General features: G+C 65.4%; 14 protein-coding genes and 1 tRNA gene. 6 read left to right on the top strand and 9 right to left on the bottom strand.

Going from position 1 to position 17496, the window contains the following annotated elements:
- Positions 1-89 precede the first annotated feature (89 nt).
- Entirely contained in the window at positions 90-863 is a 774-nt protein-coding gene (locus L3V85_RS09090; protein WP_237678987.1) for a sigma-70 family RNA polymerase sigma factor, read from the top strand.
- 37 nt (positions 864-900) lie between these two features.
- Positions 901-1422, top strand: coding sequence for a hypothetical protein (locus L3V85_RS09085; RefSeq protein WP_237678986.1), 522 nt, complete (start codon positions 901-903; stop codon positions 1420-1422).
- 4 nt (positions 1423-1426) lie between these two features.
- Here the strand turns inward: L3V85_RS09085 and lolD are convergent, their stop codons facing one another.
- Together lolD and L3V85_RS09075 are read right to left on the bottom strand one after the other, a co-directional pair.
- Positions 1427-2104 (bottom strand): lipoprotein-releasing ABC transporter ATP-binding protein LolD, encoded by a 678-nt coding sequence (gene lolD, locus L3V85_RS09080; protein WP_237678985.1) that lies wholly within the window; start codon positions 2102-2104, stop codon positions 1427-1429.
- Complete coding sequence (locus L3V85_RS09075; protein WP_237678984.1) at positions 2097-3353, bottom strand: lipoprotein-releasing ABC transporter permease subunit; 1257 nt, start codon at positions 3351-3353, stop codon at positions 2097-2099. Before L3V85_RS09075 ends, lolD begins: the two co-directional genes overlap by 8 nt.
- A gap of 55 nt (positions 3354-3408) precedes the next feature.
- Here L3V85_RS09075 and L3V85_RS09070 point away from each other — a divergent pair, with 55 nt between their 5' ends.
- The 3 genes from L3V85_RS09070 (at position 3409) to L3V85_RS09060 (ending at position 7459) form a co-directional block, all read left to right on the top strand.
- Positions 3409-4377, top strand: a complete 969-nt coding sequence (locus L3V85_RS09070) for a hypothetical protein (protein ID WP_237678983.1) — start codon at positions 3409-3411, stop codon at positions 4375-4377.
- Positions 4374-6101 (top strand): single-stranded-DNA-specific exonuclease RecJ, encoded by a 1728-nt coding sequence (gene recJ / locus L3V85_RS09065; RefSeq protein WP_237678982.1) that lies wholly within the window; start codon positions 4374-4376, stop codon positions 6099-6101. The genes L3V85_RS09070 and recJ overlap by 4 nt, the downstream gene beginning before the upstream one ends.
- 191 nt (positions 6102-6292) lie before the next feature.
- On the top strand, positions 6293-7459 hold the full coding sequence (locus tag L3V85_RS09060; RefSeq protein ID WP_237678981.1) for a GGDEF domain-containing protein: 1167 nt from the start codon (positions 6293-6295) through the stop codon (positions 7457-7459).
- Between the two features lie 39 nt (positions 7460-7498).
- Here L3V85_RS09060 and L3V85_RS09055 read toward each other — a convergent pair.
- The 7 genes from L3V85_RS09055 to L3V85_RS09025 all read right to left on the bottom strand — a co-directional run bounded on the left by L3V85_RS09055 (position 7499) and on the right by L3V85_RS09025 (position 12796).
- Positions 7499-7574 (bottom strand) — tRNA-Thr (locus tag L3V85_RS09055).
- A gap of 60 nt (positions 7575-7634) precedes the next feature.
- Positions 7635-8216, bottom strand: a complete 582-nt coding sequence (locus tag L3V85_RS09050; RefSeq protein WP_237678980.1) for a ClpXP protease specificity-enhancing factor — start codon at positions 8214-8216, stop codon at positions 7635-7637.
- A gap of 41 nt (positions 8217-8257) precedes the next feature.
- Entirely contained in the window at positions 8258-8869 is a 612-nt protein-coding gene (locus L3V85_RS09045; protein WP_081266420.1) for a glutathione S-transferase N-terminal domain-containing protein, read from the bottom strand.
- Positions 8870-8968: 99 nt separating this feature from the next.
- The gene (locus L3V85_RS09040; RefSeq protein WP_237678979.1) at positions 8969-9745 is read right to left on the bottom strand and encodes a cytochrome c1; all 777 of its coding nucleotides are present in this window, start codon (positions 9743-9745) and stop codon (positions 8969-8971) included.
- Positions 9746-9778: 33 nt separating this feature from the next.
- Positions 9779-11215, bottom strand: a complete 1437-nt coding sequence (locus L3V85_RS09035) for a cytochrome b (protein ID WP_237678978.1) — start codon at positions 11213-11215, stop codon at positions 9779-9781.
- Positions 11216-11229: 14 nt separating this feature from the next.
- Complete coding sequence (petA, locus tag L3V85_RS09030; protein ID WP_237678977.1) at positions 11230-11847, bottom strand: ubiquinol-cytochrome c reductase iron-sulfur subunit; 618 nt, start codon at positions 11845-11847, stop codon at positions 11230-11232.
- Positions 11848-12037: 190 nt separating this feature from the next.
- Complete coding sequence (locus tag L3V85_RS09025) at positions 12038-12796, bottom strand: response regulator transcription factor (protein WP_237678976.1); 759 nt, start codon at positions 12794-12796, stop codon at positions 12038-12040.
- Between the two features lie 628 nt (positions 12797-13424).
- Here L3V85_RS09025 and L3V85_RS09020 point away from each other — a divergent pair.
- Positions 13425-17387 carry a beta strand repeat-containing protein gene (locus L3V85_RS09020; protein ID WP_237678975.1) on the top strand — a complete coding sequence of 1321 codons (3963 nt, stop codon included), beginning with the start codon at positions 13425-13427 and terminating at the stop codon, positions 17385-17387.
- Positions 17388-17496 lie beyond the last annotated feature (109 nt).

The raw sequence follows: 17496 nt of genomic DNA, 5'->3' as shown, positions 1-17496 counted from the left end.
TTGGGCATGAAGAAAGCTCCTGTGGTTGGACTGTCTTGACGAACAAGCCCACAGTTTCGTGACATTGCGGGCTATGGCAAGCTGCGCCGATGCTCGATGAACGCTATCTCTCGCAATTCCCGGCACTGCGAAGCCGGCTGGTTCGCGCGGCAGCGCGCATGCTGGGCGGCACGGCGGATGCCGAGGACGTGGTGCAGGACACCTATCTGCGTGCGCTGGAGGCGGCCGACAAGCCCGCGCCCGATTCGGCGCAGGCGTGGCTGACCACGGTGATGCAGAACCTGGCCGTCGACCGGCTGCGGCGGGATAGGTGGATGCAGTGGTGGCTGAAGGATGCCGAAGGGCTTTCCCCCCAAGCGCCATCAGCGGAGACTGAGGCGGCACAGGCCCAGGAAGCCGATCACGCATTGCGCCTACTGGCAGAGCGCCTCAGTCGGACCGACGCCGCCGCAGTGCTGCTGCGCGAAGTCTTCGAACTGAGCTACAGCGAGATCGCCAAAGTCAGCGGAAAGACTGAAGCCGGTTGCCGGCAGCAGTTGCATCGCGCTCTGATGCGCTTGCGCGGCCGTGAAGCGCCGTCGTCAGGGCGCACGCAAGACGACCCCGAAACGGAGGCGGCGCTTCAGCTCTATCGCCAGTCTCTGCTCAACCGCGACGCGAACGTACTGCTCGCCATGCTGTGCCAACCCGCGACCCGCGCTGTCGTGCGTTCAGCCGCAGCAGGGACGACGGCCGCACCGAATGCTGTCTGCCAGGTCACTCACGTTGGCGGGCAGCTCGGCCTCGTGCTGACGTTGGGCAACCAGTTCGTCTGCATGCTGCCGTTGGGCACGCGGTATGTGCACGAGGACGCGTCGGTCTGACCGTCGGGTGAAACCGGTCCGACGGCAAAATCCGACAATGAACAGAAGCTTGTGGGGGATGACGGGAGCGCTCTTGGGCGGACTCTGGATTGCGGTGTTTTTTGCCGCGCTCAGCTCACAGACAATCATCCAGGAAGCAAAGAGAGAGGAGCTTTCAGTCGCCTCAGGGCTGTTTGTCGGTGTCGAGCCGGGAAAAGGACGGGCGCGATCCACGAACTATGCGGTCATCGAGTCCGACGGCCGCTCCGAGCGGTTCTCCATCCATGCATGCGAACAGCAGATCGTCCGAGTGGCAAGAGGCACCTCGGTTTCCGTTCTCCACGATGGCTCCAGGCTCTTCGAGATGACGGCTGATGGCCAGGCGCAGTGCGCCTATGCGTCCACTGTCCAGATCCTGGCGCAGGCACGAAGCAGCAACCTTCAATGGACGCTCTCCATTGCGACGGGTGGCACGTTGCTGGCGCTGCTGGCTATTTGGTCACGCTGGCGGACCAGCCGCCACCTGACGCAGCTTCGAGCCGTCATGCAGCGCCGCGAAGCCGGTGGCTCCGACCGATAGCAGCTCAGCCGGCCAAGCGCCCAGCCACCAACTGCAGCACCCGGTCGCACCGCTTCGCCAGCTCCTGGTCATGCGTGACCATCACGAACGCCGTTCCATGCCGATGCGCCAGGTCAAGCATCAGCGCGAACACCGTGTCCGCAGTGCTGCGGTCGAGGTTGCCGGTGGGCTCGTCGGCCAGCACGCAGGCGGGCTGGGTGACCAGCGCGCGCGCAATCGCCACGCGCTGGCGCTCGCCGCCCGACAGCTCGGCCGGCCGGTGGTGCAAGCGCTGGCCCAGGCCCACGCTTTCGAGAATCTTCGATGCCGCATGCGCGGCCGTGGCGGGCTCCGTGCGCCGGATCTTCAGCGGCATCGCCACGTTGTCGAGCGCGCTGAATTCGGGCAGCAGGTGATGGAACTGGTAGACGAAGCCCAGGTGCTGGTTGCGCAACCGGCCCTGCTCGGCCGCGTCGACATGGGCGATGTCCTTGCCCAGCAGTTCGACCTTGCCCGAGGTGGGCGCGTCCAATCCGCCCATCAGGTGCAGCAGCGTGCTCTTGCCGGAGCCCGAGGCGCCGACAATGGCCAGGGTCTCGCCTGCGTGCACGTCGAGATCGACACCATGCAGCACGGTCAGGTCCAGCCTGCCTTCGTGGAAACGCTTGGTGAGGCCGCGGGCCTTCAATACGACTTCACTCATAGCGCAGGGCCTCGGCGGGGTTCACGCGGCTGGCGCGCCAGCTCGGATACAGGGTGGCCACGAAGGACAGCACCAGGGAAATGATGGCGATCGGCACGATGTCGCTTTGCTGCGGATCGCTTGGCATCTTGCTGATCAGGTAGATGTCCTTCGGCAGGAAGCTCGCGTGGAACAGGTGCTCCAGGAAGGGCACGATCACGTCGATGTTGAAGGCGATGCCCAGGCCCAGCAGCAAACCGGCCACGGTGCCGATCACGCCCACCATCGCGCCCTGCACCACGAAGATGCCCATGATGCTGCGCGGCGAACTGCCCAGCGTGCGCAGGATGGCGATGTCGGCGCGCTTGTCGGTCACGGTCATGACGAGCGTGGAGACCAGGTTGAAGGCCGCCACCGCCACGATCAGCGTGAGGATGATGAACATCATGCGTTTCTCGACCTGCACGGCCGCGAACCAGGTCTTGTTCTGGCGGGTCCAGTCGCGAATGAGGAACTCGCCCGGCAGGCTCACGGCCAGCTGGTCGGCCACGTCGCGCGCCTCGTTGAGGTCCTTGAGCTTCAGGCGGATGCCGGTCGGGCCTTCGAGGCGGAACACCTTGGCGGCGTCCTGCTCGTGGACCATGGCGAGCGCGGAGTCGTATTCGTAGTGGCCCGAGTCGAAGGTGCCGACCACGGTGAACTGCTTCAGGCGCGGCACCACGCCGGCCGGCGTGACCTGACCGCCCGGGGCCACCAGCGTGACCTTGTCGCCCGGCTGCACGAACAGCGAGCGCGCCAGCTCGGCGCCCAGCACGATGCCGAATTCGCCCGGCACCAGCTTGTCGAAGGTGCCGTGGGCGGCAATGCTGTTGGTGTCGGTCACTTCGGGCTCGAGCTTGGGATCGATGCCGCGCACCACGGTGCCCTTCATGTCCTCGCCGCGCGCGATGAGCGCCTGGGTGTTGATGAAGGGCGCCGCGCCGATCACCTCGGGATGCTTGCGCGCCGCCGCCATGATCTCTTCGAGCTGCGGCAGCGCCTGTCCGTCGCGCGAGAAGATCTCGATGTGCGACACCACGCCGAGCATGCGGTCGCGCACTTCCTTCTGGAAGCCGTTCATCACACTGAGCACAATGATCAGCGCCGCCACGCCCAGCGCGATGCCGAGCATCGAGACACCGGAGATGAAGGAGATGAAGCCGTTGCGCCGCGTCGCCCGTCCTGCGCGCGTGTAGCGCCAGCCGAGCTGCAGTTCATAGGGAAATCGCATAGGGTCGGAATTGTGGCATTCCGGATGACCTCAGGGCTTCCCGGACAATAGGGAGATGGCCGAAACCCTCCCACGTCACCTGTTGATCCCCTTTGCCGGCCGCGGTTCCCCGGCATGCCGCGCGGCGCTGCCCACATTGCGGCTCCCCAATCTCGAAACCCTGCTGCTGCGCCTGACCCTCGCGGACACCGACACGCAGGATGAAAGCACGCGCTCACCGCCGCACGAACGCGCGCTCGCGCGGGCGCTGGGCATCCCCGCTGCCGACGGCTGCATTCCCTGGGCCGCGCTTGAGGCGCGGCGCCTGGGCATCGCCGCCGCCGGCGACACCGAGGGCTGGGGCGTGGTCACGCTGTGCAACTGGCTGGTCGGCATCGACGACGTGGTGCTGGGCGATCCGTCCGCCATCGAGATCGACGCCGCCGAATCGGCCACGCTGCTCGAAGCCGCCCGGCCCTTCTTCGAGGAAGACGGCATCGCGCTGCACCCCTCGCCCGTGCCCGGCCGCTGGCTGGCGCGCGCGCGCATCTTCGACGGGCTGGCCACGGCCTCCATCGACCGCGCCGTGGGCTGGCCCATCTCGCAGTGGTCGCCGCTGGCCGATGCGGCCCGCCCGCTGCGCCGCCTGCAGAACGAAATGCAGATGCTGCTCTACACCCAGCGCGTGAACGACGACCGCGCCGCGCGCGGCGTGCCGCCCATCAACTCCTTCTGGCTCAGCGGCACCGGCGCGCTGACAGCACAGCCCCTGCCGCCCGCCGCTTCGGAAACCACGGTGAGCGAGGCACTGCGCGTCGCCGCCCTGCGCGACGACGGCGCCGGCTGGGCCGCCGCCTGGCAGGCACTGGACGCAAACGACATCGCCTCGCTGCTGGCCGACTACACCCGCGGTGCCGACGTGTCGCTCACGCTGTGCGGCGACCGTGCGGCCCAGCGCTACACCGTGCAGCAACGCGGCCTGAGCCGCTGGGCCAAGAGCCTGTTCGACCGCAAGCGCGCGGCCGACGTGCTGGAGTCGCTATGAAAATCATCGACCGGGAAATCCCGCCGCGCACCGTCTGGGCGCTGGAGCAGGCCGGCGTGCATCCGCTGCTGGCCCGCCTGTTCGCGGCCCGCGGCGTGCGCGCCAAGGACGAGCTCGACGACGGCCTCGCCCGCCTGCTGTCGCCCGACACCCTGCGTGGCACCCACGACGCGGCCGTGCTGCTGGCCGACGCCATCGCGCAGGACAAGCGCCTGTGCATCGTGGCCGACTACGACTGCGACGGCGCCACCGCCTGCGCGGTCGGCGTGCGCGGCCTGCGCCTGCTGGGCGCCAAGAACGTGAGCTACCTCGTGCCCGACCGCGTGGTCGACGGCTACGGCCTCACGCCGCCCATCGCCGAACGCGTGGCCGCGAGCGGCGCCGACATGCTGATCACCGTCGACAACGGCATCGCCAGCGTCGAGGGCGTGGCCGCCGCCAAGGCGCGCGGCCTGCAGGTGCTGGTGACCGACCACCACCTGCCCGGCCCCGAACTTCCCCTGGCCGACGTGCTGGTCAACCCGAACCAGCCAGGTTGCGAATTCGAGAGCAAGAGCATCGCCGGTGTCGGCGTGATGTTCTACGTGCTGCTGGCGCTGCGCTCCGAGTTGCGCAAGCGCGGCGTGTTCGACACGGCCACGCAACCCAAGCTCGATGCGCTGCTGCCGCTGGTCGCGCTCGGCACCGTGGCCGACGTGGTCAAGCTCGACGCCAACAACCGCCGCCTCGTGGCGCAGGGCCTGCGCCGCATCCGCGCCGGCGCGATGCCTGCCGGCGTGGCCGCGCTGTTCAAGGCGGCGAGCCGCCATGCATCGGCAGCCACCACCTTCGACTTCGGCTTTGCGCTGGGCCCGCGCATCAACGCGGCCGGCCGGCTGGCCGACATGACGCTGGGCATCGAATGCCTGCTGACCGACGACGCCGGCCGCGCGGAGGAACTCGCGCGCATGCTCGACGGCATCAACCGCGAACGGCGCGACATCGAGGGCGGCATGCGCGACCAGGCGCTGCTGCTGGCGGAGTCGCTGTTTTCCAACGGCACCGATGGCGAGGGCATCGCGGCACCGCCGCCGGCCATCAGCGTGTTCGATGCGGGCTTCCACGAAGGCGTGGTGGGCATCGTGGCCTCGCGCATCAAGGACCGTTTCCACCGTCCGACCTTCGTCTTCGCCGCGAGCGGCGCGCCGGGCAAGGAGCAGGAGCTGAAGGGCTCGGGCCGCTCGATCCCGGGCTTTCACCTGCGCGACGCGCTCGACCTCGTGGCCAAACGCCATCCGGGCGTGCTGCTGCGCTTCGGCGGCCATGCGATGGCGGCCGGCTGCACGGTGGCGCGCGAGCACTTCGAGACCTTCGAGAAAGGCTTCGCCCAGGTCGCCCGCGAGCTGCTGGCCGACGCCGCGCTCACCCGGCAGATCGAGACCGACGGGCCCATCGCCCGCGAGTACATGCGCATTGACCTCGTCGACACGCTGCACCGCGAGGTCTGGGGCCAGGGCTTCGCGCCGCCAACCTTCAGCGAGGAGGTCGAGGTGGTGTCGCAGCGGCTGGTGGGCGAAAAGCACCTGTCGCTCAAGCTGCGGCACCAGGGCCAGCCGATCGACGCCATGTGGTTCAGCCACACCGAGCCGTTGCCGCCCAGGGTCAAGCTGGCATTCCGGCTGGACGCGGACGAATGGCAGGGCGTGCGGCGGCTGCGCTTCCTGGTCGAAGGCGCGGAGTTCTAGAAGAAGAAAGCAGGAAGAAAGTCGCCCGCCGACGCCCGGGACTGACGCTTTTGTGAGACGGAATGCATGGCGCGGCATTGCCCGGCGGATACGATCGGTTACCCGCCTTTCAAAGGCCTCTTGCCTCGAACTGTCCGGATGCCGTCCATGTCCCCCCCTCGCCTGCTTTCCGCCAAGGGCCGTCGCCCATCATGATCGACGGTGTGAGCTACGGCCTGCTGGCCGGCCTCATGGTCTGCGGCCTCGTGCTGCTGCTGGTGTTCGGCGCGCTGATCCACGGCTACTACGTGCTGGCCTGCGCCTTCGCGCTGCTCGGCTTCGCCGGCATGAACAGCCTGGCGCCGGACGATCCGCTCGCGCACTGGGCGGCGGCGGCGCTGGCGCTCTGGGCGATCTTCCGGCTTCAATTCGCGCGGCAGTTGCTGCGGCTGCGGCATTTCGCGCCCCGGCTCGACCGGGTGGCGCAGGGCGTCGGTATCGCGCTGGTGTTGACCTTGCTGTACGCCGCGGCCGAGACACAACTGGCATGGACGCTGCGCGCCGTGCAGGGGCTGCTGGTCGCGGCCACGGTGGTCCTGACGGCGGGGGCGTTCATCGCACTGCCCCGCCTGCGCTGGCCGGCAGTACTGTTCTGCATCGGCGCCTTGCTGCTGCTGGCGGGCATCTCGGTCACGCGTCTGCCGGTCTGGAGCGAACAGCCCTGGGTGCCCGGCCGGCTGAACATGGCGCAAGCCGCCGCGATCGCCGAACTCGCGATGCTCGCCCTGGCCGTCGGCGCCCGGCTGCGCCACGTGCTGAATTCCGCAAAGGCGCAAGAGGCGCACACGCATGCGCTGATGGGCGCCATGGGCACCGACGCGCTCACGGGCGCCACCAGCCGCGCCGGCTTCGAGAGCCGCGGCGACGAATGGCTGCGCGAAGGCCGGCCGTTCTCGCTGATGCTGGTCGGCCTGAACGGTTTCAGCCGCGTGAACGAACGGCATGGCCGCGCAGGCGGCGACGCGGTGCTCGCGGCCATTGCGCAGCGGCTGCGCCAGCAGGTGCGTGCCGACGACATGGTGGCGCGCCTGGGCGATGACGAATTTGCCTTGCTGCTGGTCGGCAGCCCGACACGCCAGAAACTCGCGGAAATGGCCATCCGCATCGAGACCGCGGGCGCGACGCCAGTCACATACGAAGGCCGCCTGCTCGCGGGCGGCGAGCTGAGCATGGGCATCGCCTGCCATCCCGCCGACGGCGACACGCTCGCCAGCCTGATGGCTTCGGCGGCGGAAGCGCTGCGGCACTGCAAGCAGCAACGCATGGGGCCTGCGTATGCGTTTGCGGGCGAGCACGGAGGCTCGGCGCGCGGCGCATGAAAAAACCCCTGGATCACGGGTGAGCCAGGGGTTTTCGAATGGTGCCGCTTGTCGGAATCGAACTGACGACCTTCCGCTTACAAGGCGGGTGCTCTACCAATTGAGCTAAAGCGGCTGGTGAATTTCTTCAGAGCGTGATTCTAGTGGCGTGGCCGGCATGATCCGGCCGCCCAGCTCACTTGATGCGTTTCAACGACGGCCTGGATCCGCCACCGGCCGGCGGGCGCGGCGGCTCGTCGGCAGGGTCCGTGGCCGGGCCCGCATCTACCGTTTCGTCGGCGTCATCACCCGTCACCAGGTGGACGATCTTGCTGGCGTCGCCTTCAGTGCCGCGCGAGGCATCGCGCAGCGGCATGCGCGCGGGGCCCTGCGGCGAAGACGGTGCCGATGACGGCACCTCGCCGTTGCCGCTGTCCGACGCGGAAGCGGCGGGCACCGGCGCGGGAAACGCCATGCCTTGCCCGTTTTCACGCGCGTAGATCGCGATCACGCGCCCCACCGGCACGCTGATTTCGCGCGCACTGCCCGCGAAACGGGCCTTGAACTCGATGAAATCGTTGCCGAGCTTGAGCGAGCTGGTCGCGTCGAAGCTGATGTTGAGCACGATCTCGCCGTTCTTCACGTACTCGCGCGGAACCTGGACGGTGTCGTCGACCTGCACGGCGACATAGGGGGTGAACCCGTTGTCGGTGCACCATTCATACAGCGCCCGGATAAGGTACGGGCGGGTGGAAGACGACTCGAGCGCGTTGATCATGAAAGACGGCGAAAAACGATGAAAGCAAGCACGGAGCTTACTTACTTTCGCATGACCTTTTCAGACGGCGTCAGTGCTTCGATGTAGGCCGGGCGCGAGAAGATGCGCTCGGCGTACTTCAGCAGCGGCGCAGCGTTCTTGCTCAGGTCGATGCCGTAGTAGTCGAGGCGCCACAGCAGCGGCGCGATGGCCACGTCGAGCATCGAGAAGTTGTCGCCCAGCATGTACTTGTTCTTGAGGAACACGGGTGCCAGCTGCGTCAGGCGGTCGCGGATGTGCGAGCGGGCCTTTTCGAGCGCCTTGTCGTTGCCCTTGGCGGTGCGGTTTTCGAGCGTCGACACATGCACGAACAGTTCCTTCTCGAAGTTGAGCAGGAACAGGCGCACGCGGGCGCGGTCGACCGGGTCGCCGGGCATCAGCTGCGGATGCGGGAAGCGCTCGTCGATGTACTCGTTGATGATGTTCGACTCGTACAGGATCAGGTCGCGCTCGACCAGGATCGGCACCTGGCCGTACGGGTTCATCACGCTGATGTCTTCGGGCTTGTTGTAGAGATCGACGTCGCGAATCTCGAAGTCCATGCCCTTTTCGAACAACACGAAGCGGCAGCGGTGGGAAAAGGGGCAGGTCGTTCCTGAATACAAGACCATCATGGCGAGAGACTCCTAAAAATCAAAAAGAGTGGGTCGCGTTGGCAACCCACTCTGTGGGACCGGATGCCCTGGCGGGGCGCCCGGTCGGCGTGGACGGAACTACTTGACGTCTTTCCAGTACGAGGCGTTCAGTCGCCACACAAAAACCACCGACATGGCCAGGAACAGCAGCACCCACACGCCGATGCGGATGCGGGTGTTCTGAGCCGGCTCGGCCATCCATTGCAGGTAACTCACCAGGTCGCCGACGGCATTGTCGTACTGCACGGGTGTCAGGGTGCCGGGAGTGACTTGCTCCCAGCCCTTGAACACTTCGGTTTCGTGGCCGTGCTGTTCGACCTTGGTGTAGACCGGGCGGCGTTCGCCTTGCAGTTCCCACAGGGGGTTCGGCATGGCGACGCTGGGGAACGCAAGGTTGTTCCAGCCGGTGGCTTTTGTGTCGTCGCGGTAGTAGGTGCGCAGATACGTGTAGAGGTAGTCTGCGCCCGTGCCGCCGTGGCCGGCGCGCGAGCGCGCGACCAGCGTGAGGTCGGGTGGCGTGGTGCCGAACCAGTCCTTGGCCTGGCGCGGATCGATGTTGGCCTTCATGGTTTCGCCGACCTTGTCGGTCGTGAACAGAAGGTTGTCCTTGATCTGCTGCTCGGTGATGCCGATGTCCTGCAGTCGGTTGTAGCGCATGAACGCCGCCGAGTGGCAGTTCAGGCAGTAGTTGACGAACAGCTTGGCGCCGTTCTGCAGCGCGGCCATGTCGTTGGTCTTGGTGTTGGCCTTGTCCCAGGCGATGCCTTCGGACTCGGCCGACGCGGCTGCGGAGAAGGTCAGGCCCAGCGCCAGACCCAGGACCGCGAGCCAGCCGGAAATGCTTTTCTTCTTCATCGTGTTTCTCTCAGCTCTCTTGGGCAGCATGTCTCAATGGGCGGCGAAGACAACGCGCTCGGGCACGGTCTTGAACTCGCCCTTGCGGCTCCACCACGGCATCAGCAGGAAGAAGCCGAAGTAGACCAGCGTGCCGATCTGCGAGATGGTCTGCGCGATGTCGAGCGCGAACGATCCGATGACCAGGTTGCCCCAGACGCCCGGCGGCTGGATGCCCAGGTAGCCGAGGATGAGGAAGAAGAAGACGAAGGCGCCGTACACGTACTTGTGCCAGCTCGGACGGTAGCGGATCGACTTGACTTCGCTGTGGTCGAGCCACGGCAGGAAGAACAGGATGATGACCGAGCCGCCCATCACGACCACGCCCCAGAACTTGGCGTCGAAGGACTTGAGCAGGAAGATGACCACGGCCGCCACGACGATGAGCGCGACCTTGAACGCCGTGCCCGACTTGCCCTTGACGAAGTTCAGGATGGCGCCCGCGGCGATGATCAGCGAGAACACGTTGACCATGTCGTCGGTGGTTGCGCGCAGCATCGAATAGAACGGCGTGAAGTACCAGACCGGGGCGATGTGGTTCGGCGTCTTCAGCGAATCGGCCGGAATGAAGTTGTTGTACTCGAGGAAGTACCCGCCAGCTTCCGGCGCGAAGAAGATCACGGCCGAGAAGATCGTGAGGAACACCACCACGCCGAAGATGTCGTGCACCGTGTAGTACGGGTGCGACGGAATGCCGTCGAGCGGATGGCCGTCGGGGCCGCGCTTGGCCTTGATCTCGATGCCGTCGGGGTTGTTCGAACCCACTTCGTGCAGCGCGATCAGGTGGGCCACCACCAGGCCGAGCAGCACCAGCGGCACGGCGATCACGTGGAAGCTGAAGAAGCGGTTCAGCGTGGCGTCGCTCACCACGTAGTCGCCGCGGATCAGCAGGGCCAGGTCGGGGCCGATGAACGGGATGGCGGCGAACAGGTTCACGATCACCTGGGCGCCCCAGTAGGACATCTGGCCCCAGGGCAGCAGGTAGCCCATGAAGGCTTCGGCCATCAGGCACAGGAAGATCGCGCAGCCGAACACCCAGATCAGCTCGCGCGGCTTGCGGTAGCTGCCGTACATGAGGCCGCGGAACATGTGCAGGTACACCACGATGAAGAACGCCGAGGCGCCCGTCGAGTGGATGTAGCGGATCAGCCAGCCCCATGGCACGTCGCGCATGATGTACTCGACCGAGGCGAACGCCTGGGCCGCATCGGGCTTGTAGTGCATGACCAGGAAGATGCCGGTGACGATCTGGATCACCAGGACCAGCATGGCCAGCGAGCCGAAGATGTACCAGAAGTTGAAGTTCTTCGGCGCGTAGTACTTGCCCCACTGGTCGTTCCAGAGCTTGCTGAGCGGGAACCGGTTGTCGACCCAGTTCAGCAGTTTTTCGCTGGTCGGTGCGTTGGGGGAAATCTCGTGGAATTCAGCCATGTTCTTCTTCCGCCTCAGGCCTTCTTGGAGTCTTCACCGATCAGGAGCTTGGTGTCCGACAGGTACATGTGCGGCGGCACCGGCAGGTTGTCGGGCGCGGGCTTGTTCTTGAAGACTCGGCCAGCCAGGTCGAAAGTGGAACCGTGGCAGGGGCAGAGGAAGCCGCCTTCCCAGTCGGCGGGCAGCGAGGGCTGCGGGCCGGCCTGGAAGCGGTCGCTCGGGGAGCAGCCCAGGTGCGTGCAGATGCCAACCACGACCAGCACTTCGGGCTTGATCGAACGGTGCTCGTTCTGTGCGTACTTGGGGGTGAATTCGTCGGGGTGACGCTTGGACAGGGGGTCGGCGAGTTGCCCGTCCAGCTTGGGGAGTTCCGCGACCTGCTCGGGGGTGCGCTTGAGGATCCAGACCGGCTTGCCACGCCATTCGACGGTGATCTTCTCGCCGACCTTGAGGCCCGAGATATCGACCTCTACCGCTGCGCCGGCGGCTTTGGCCTTCTCGGAAGGCTGGAAAGTGCTCACAAAGGGAATGGCGGTTGCCACGCCACCCACCACGCCGGCACAACTGGACGCGATCAGCCAGGTTCGTTTGCCTGTGTCGATCCGGGGCGAGCCGGAGGTCATGTCACTCATGGGGATCCTCTTGTCTTCTTCGCTGGAGCAGGGCCAACCCTTGGCTTGAACAGGGTCAACCAGCGATTGTAGCGGGGCGCTGGGGGAGAATTCAACGGCCGAATTGCGTCCGGCCCGCCTGCAGGCGGGCTGCAAGGCGCGCGCAGGGCGGCGCGGCGCCTGGCGACAAGGGTTGTCCCCGATGCCGTCTTCAGTTCAGAAGACCGTGCTGCATCGCCTCATGAACCGCCTGGGTCCGCGACTTGACGGACAGCTTGCGGTAGATGCTCTTGGCATGAAACTCGATGGTGTTGACCGACAGATAGACCGCTTCCGCGATCTGCCGGTTGCTCCAGCCCTGCGCAATCAGCCGCAGCACCTTGAGCTCCCTGGGCGACAGCAGGCCGCGCGGCAGCTTCGTGGCCGACACGGGCTCGTCTTGCTGCGGCTCCTGCACGCGGATCGGCTCGATCGTGCGCGCCTTGGCGGACGCGGCGATCGAACTCAGTATGCGCCGCGCGATGCGCGAGTCCATCGGCGCGCCGCCGCGTTCCACCGAACGCAGCAGATAGGCAAGCTCGATGTCGTCCGCTTCCGTCAGCAGATAGCCGATGGCGCCCGCGGCAATCGCGGCGCCCACCAGTTCCTGGTCGTCGATATCGGACATGCCGACGCTTTCGATGCCCGGGTAGTTCTGGCGCACATGATGAAGCAGCGAGATGCCTTCGTTCGACGGCAGCCGCATATCGACCAGGGCGAGGTCATACGGCAGCGCGGCCAGCAGGTTGCAGGCTTCGGCGCGGCTCGACGCCACCACGATGCGGCGGCGCGGCGCGAGCTCGGCCAGGATGCGACGCATGCGATCGGCGACCGCAAGATCGTCCGCGACGATCAGCGCGGCATGGAAGACACCGCCATACATCTGCGCAACCGACGGCATCGGCCGCACGGGTTGGCAACGGACACTCATATTCATTTCCATGACCGCACTCCCCTGGCGACACGGAAAACCGTGTCCATGTAGGCATTGGCAAAGCTCGAAAACAGATTGACCACGCGACATCCCCTCTTGCTCATTGCTACCTGCGGGTAGCTTCGAAATGTTGTCTTTCGTTTCAGATGTCGCAGGAACGATGCCTGCGCGAAAAAGCACCGTGCGAACAGGCATGCCATTGCCTGTAGTACTTTGATTTCATTGAAGAAATTGACGCAAACGGACCGTGCAACGCGGTCTTGAGAGGGCTCTGAAAAGGTCGTTTTCGCGCGGTTGTTACGTGGCGTTTTGAGCGCACGTTACGTAGCACCGCGCAACACGAAACGCGCTCGACATCGCGTGTCGACGCATGGCCCACGGATTCATGTGATGCCCGCGAAGCCGCATGGGCATTGGCTTTGCGGACCTCTCCACTTTTTTTCGAACACGCATCGAAGCGCTCGCGGGACCGCAGAACTACGGATCCCGGTGATGTTCAGCAAGTACCTCGATTCCTAGCATCGGTTGCACCGGGTAACGCAATGAAACCCGACCCTGCTTTCACGCGACAAGGGACTCTGGGAGCCCGGAAGTCGCCATCGATACATCAAGGAAAAAGGTCCAAATGACTACACCCAAGCGCTCTTCCAAACGTTCGTCTTCCGGCACGCGCAGCACGGGCATCAGCCACCTGCTTGCCTCGGTATTGGTGGGGGCGGGATATGTAATGACGCTGCCAGTGGCGTACGCGCAGGCAGTGACGATCGGGGGCGACCCCATCCGGATCAATAACGGTGGCAACGCAACCAACACCGGTGGCCTGCTGAACGCGCCCCAGGGCGTGAGTACGACCTCCCTGACTGCCGGCAGCATCAGCGCGGGCACCATCACCGCCAACACCGGCACCATCAATACGCTCAGCGCGTCAAGCATCACGTCTGCCACCGTTTCCGCCGGCAGCGTCGACGTCACCGGCAACGTGACCGCGGCCGGCGCCAACATCGCGGCCCTGACGGCAGGCAGCGCCAACATCACCGGCACCGTGACGGCCAACGGTGTCCAGGCAACCAACGGAACCTTCACCGGCACCCTCGGCGCCAACGTGCTGACCGCCGCGACAGGCACGATCACCAGTCTCACGTCGACCAGCATCAGTACCGGCACGCTCACTGCCGGCACCATCAACGCGACGAACACCACGACGTCCAACCTGTCGGCGACCACGGGTACGGTCAACACGCTGAACGCCACCAACGTCAGCACGACGGCCCTGACGGCCAGCAACGGCACCATCAATACGCTGAACGCGACCAACGTCACGACGTCCAGCCTGTCGGCGACCACCGGTACGGTCAACACGCTGAACGCCACCAATGTCAGCACGACCGATCTGACCGCCGGCAACGGCACCATCAATACGCTGAACGCGACCAACGTCACGACGTCCAGCCTGTCGGCGACCACCGGTACGGTCAACACGCTGAACGCCACCAATGTCAGCACGACCGATCTGACCGCCAGCAACGGCACCATCAATACGCTGAACGCGACCAACGTCACGACGTCCAGCCTGTCGGCGACCACCGGTACGGTCAACACGCTGAACGCCACCAATGTCAGCACGACCGATCTGACCGCCGGCAACGGCACCATCAATACGCTGAACGCGACCAACGTCACGACGTCCAGCCTGTCGGCGACCACCGGTACGGTCAACACGCTGAACGCTACCAATGTCAGCACGACCGATCTGACCGCCGGCAACGGCACCATCAATACGCTGAACGCGACCAACGTCACGACATCCAACCTGTCGGCGACCACGGGCACGGTCAACACGCTGAACGCCACCAACGTCAGCACGACGGACCTGACGGCCAGCAACGGCACCATCAATACGCTGAACGCCACCAACGTCACGACGTCCAGCCTGTCGGCGACCACCGGTACGGTCAACACGCTGAACGCCACCAATGTCAGCACGACCGATCTGACCGCCAGCAGCGGCACCATCAACACGCTGAACGCGACCAACGTCACGACGTCCAGCCTGTCGGCGACCACGGGTACGGTCAACACGCTGAACGCGACCAATGTCAGCACGACGGCCCTGACCGCCAGCAACGGCACCATCAATACGTTGAACGCGACCACCGTCACGACGTCCAGCCTGTCGGCGACCACCGGTACGGTCAACACGCTGAACGCTACCAATGTCAGCACGACGGACTTGACCGCCAGCAACGGCACCATCAACACGCTGAACGCGACCAACGTCACGACGTCCAGCCTGTCGGCGACCACCGGCACGGTCAACACGTTGAACGCCACCAATGTCAGCACGACCGATCTGACCGCCGGCAACGGCACCATCAACACGCTGAACGCGACCAACGTCACGACGTCCAGCCTGTCGGCGACCACGGGTACGGTCAACACGCTGAACGCGACCAATGTCAGCACGACGGCCCTGACCGCCAGCAACGGCACCATCAATACGTTGAACGCGACCAACGTCACGACGTCCAGCCTGTCGGCAACCACTGGCACAGTCAACACGTTGAACGCCACCAATGTCAGCACGACCGATCTGACCGCCGGCAACGGCACCATCAATACGCTGAACGCGACCAACGTCACGACATCCAACCTGTCGGCGACCACGGGCACGGTCAACACGCTGAACGCCACCAACGTCAGCACGACGGACCTGACGGCCAGCAACGGCACCATCAATACGCTGAACGCGACCAATGTCACGACGTCCAGCCTGTCGGCGACCACCGGTACGGTCAACACGCTGAACGCGACCAACGTCAGCACGACGGCCCTGACCGCCAGCAACGGCACCATCAATACGCTGAACGCCACCAACGTCACGACGTCCAGCCTGTCGGCGACCACGGGCACGGTCAACACGCTGAACGCGACCAATGTCAGCACGACCGATCTGACCGCCAGCAACGGCACCATCAACACGCTGAACGCGACCAACGTCACGACGTCCAGCCTGTCGGCGACCACGGGCACGGTCAACACGCTGAACGCCACCGACATCACGACGACGAACCTGTCGGCAAGCAACGGCACGGTCAACACGTTGAATGCCACCAACGTCAGCACCACCAACCTGACGGCCAGCAACGGCACCATCAACACGCTGAACGCCACCGACATCACGACGACCAACCTGTCGGCGAGCAACGGTACGGTCAATACGTTGAATGCCACCAACGTCAGCACCACCAACCTGACGGCCAGCAGCGGCACCATCAACACGCTGAACGCCACCGACATCACGACGACGAACCTGTCGGCAAGCAACGGTACGGTCAATACGCTGAATGCCACGAACGTCAGCACGACGAACCTGACGGCCAGCAGCGGCACCATCAACACGCTGAACGCCACCGACATCACGACGACGAACCTGTCGGCAAGCAACGGTACGGTCAATACGCTGAATGCCACGAACGTCAGCACGACGAACCTGACGGCCAGCAGCGGCACCATCAACACGCTGAACGCCACCGACATCACGACGACGAACCTGTCGGCAAGCAACGGCACGGTCAATACGCTGAACGCCACCAACGTCAGCACCACCAACCTGACGGCCAGCAACGGCACGATCAACACCCTGAACGCGACCAACGTCACGACATCCAACCTGTCGGCGACCGCGGGCACGATCAACACGTTGAGCGCTACCAACGTCACGACGACGAACCTGTCGGCGAGCAACGGTACGGTCAACACGCTGAACGCCACGAACGTCAGCACCACGAACCTGACCGCAAACAACGGCACGATCAACACGTTGAGCGCGACCAACGTCAGCACCAACAACCTGACGACCGCCAACGGCACGATCAACAACCTGACGTCGACCAACATCACGACGGCCAACCTGTCGGCGGGCCACGGCACGATCAACACGCTGAACTCGACCAACGTCAGCACCACCAACCTGACGGCGGCCAGCGCCACCATCAACGCACTGACCGCCAACACGGTGAGCGCAACGACGGTGAACGCGAGCACGGTCAATGCCGGCACGGTGAACGCGACCACCGGCAACTTCCAGACGATCACCGCGGCCAACGGCAACATCACGGTGCTCAACACGCAGACCGGCAACATCACGACGATCAACGCGGTGACGGGCAACGTCACGACGCTGAATGCCGGCACGGTCAACGTGACGGGCAACGTGAACGCCGGCGGCACGATCACGGCGGGCAACGGCGTGGTGGCGAACGGCCGCGTGCAGAACGTGGCCCCAGGCATCCTGCCGACGGACGCAGCCAACATGCAACAGCTGAACCAGGTGCGCAGCGAAGTGCAGGACGCGCGCAAGGTCGGCAGCACCGGCGCGGCCATCGCGATGGCCGCGGCCTCGGTGCCGGCCCTGGAAGCGGGCAAGCAGTTCGGCGTGGGCGTGGGCGTCGGCTCCTACGACGGCCGCTCGGCGATTGCGGCCGCGATCAGCTTCCGCCTCGGCGAGGCGTCGCAGATCAAGGTCAACCTCGGCACCGGCCAGAGCGGCAAGGTCGGCGGCGGGGTCGGCGCTTCCTGGTCCTGGTGATCCACGCGGCGATCCCCGGGCGGCGCCTGTGCGCTGCCGGGGGTTGCCAACGGTTACAACACGAGGCCGGCCACCTATACTGGGTGGCCGGTCTTTTTTCATGCCTCCA

The sequence above is a fragment of the Variovorax paradoxus genome, assembly GCF_022009635.1.
Taxonomy (GTDB): Bacteria; Pseudomonadota; Gammaproteobacteria; order Burkholderiales; family Burkholderiaceae_C; genus Variovorax.
Note: the sequence above shows the minus strand (reverse complement) of the source record. Positions and strands in the feature narration are given on the sequence as shown.

What these genes read in the sequence shown, in the direction of transcription:
- L3V85_RS09090 (WP_237678987.1), top strand. Translation starts at nt 90, where the DNA reads ATGCTCGATGAACGCTATCTCTCGCAATTCCCGGCACTGCGAAGCCGG.
- L3V85_RS09040 (WP_237678979.1), bottom strand. Translation starts at nt 9,745, where the DNA reads ATGAAGAAGAAAAGCATTTCCGGCTGGCTCGCGGTCCTGGGTCTGGCG.
- L3V85_RS09025 (WP_237678976.1), bottom strand. Translation starts at nt 12,796, where the DNA reads ATGAGTGTCCGTTGCCAACCCGTGCGGCCGATGCCGTCGGTTGCGCAG.
- L3V85_RS09045 (WP_081266420.1), bottom strand. Translation starts at nt 8,869, where the DNA reads ATGATGGTCTTGTATTCAGGAACGACCTGCCCCTTTTCCCACCGCTGC.
- lolD (WP_237678985.1), bottom strand. Translation starts at nt 2,104, where the DNA reads ATGAGTGAAGTCGTATTGAAGGCCCGCGGCCTCACCAAGCGTTTCCAC.
- L3V85_RS09035 (WP_237678978.1), bottom strand. Translation starts at nt 11,215, where the DNA reads ATGGCTGAATTCCACGAGATTTCCCCCAACGCACCGACCAGCGAAAAA.
- L3V85_RS09020 (WP_237678975.1), top strand. Translation starts at nt 13,425, where the DNA reads ATGACTACACCCAAGCGCTCTTCCAAACGTTCGTCTTCCGGCACGCGC.
- recJ (WP_237678982.1), top strand. Translation starts at nt 4,374, where the DNA reads ATGAAAATCATCGACCGGGAAATCCCGCCGCGCACCGTCTGGGCGCTG.
- petA (WP_237678977.1), bottom strand. Translation starts at nt 11,847, where the DNA reads ATGAGTGACATGACCTCCGGCTCGCCCCGGATCGACACAGGCAAACGA.
- L3V85_RS09070 (WP_237678983.1), top strand. Translation starts at nt 3,409, where the DNA reads ATGGCCGAAACCCTCCCACGTCACCTGTTGATCCCCTTTGCCGGCCGC.
- L3V85_RS09060 (WP_237678981.1), top strand. Translation starts at nt 6,293, where the DNA reads ATGATCGACGGTGTGAGCTACGGCCTGCTGGCCGGCCTCATGGTCTGC.
- L3V85_RS09085 (WP_237678986.1), top strand. Translation starts at nt 901, where the DNA reads ATGAACAGAAGCTTGTGGGGGATGACGGGAGCGCTCTTGGGCGGACTC.
- L3V85_RS09050 (WP_237678980.1), bottom strand. Translation starts at nt 8,216, where the DNA reads ATGATCAACGCGCTCGAGTCGTCTTCCACCCGCCCGTACCTTATCCGG.
- L3V85_RS09075 (WP_237678984.1), bottom strand. Translation starts at nt 3,353, where the DNA reads ATGCGATTTCCCTATGAACTGCAGCTCGGCTGGCGCTACACGCGCGCA.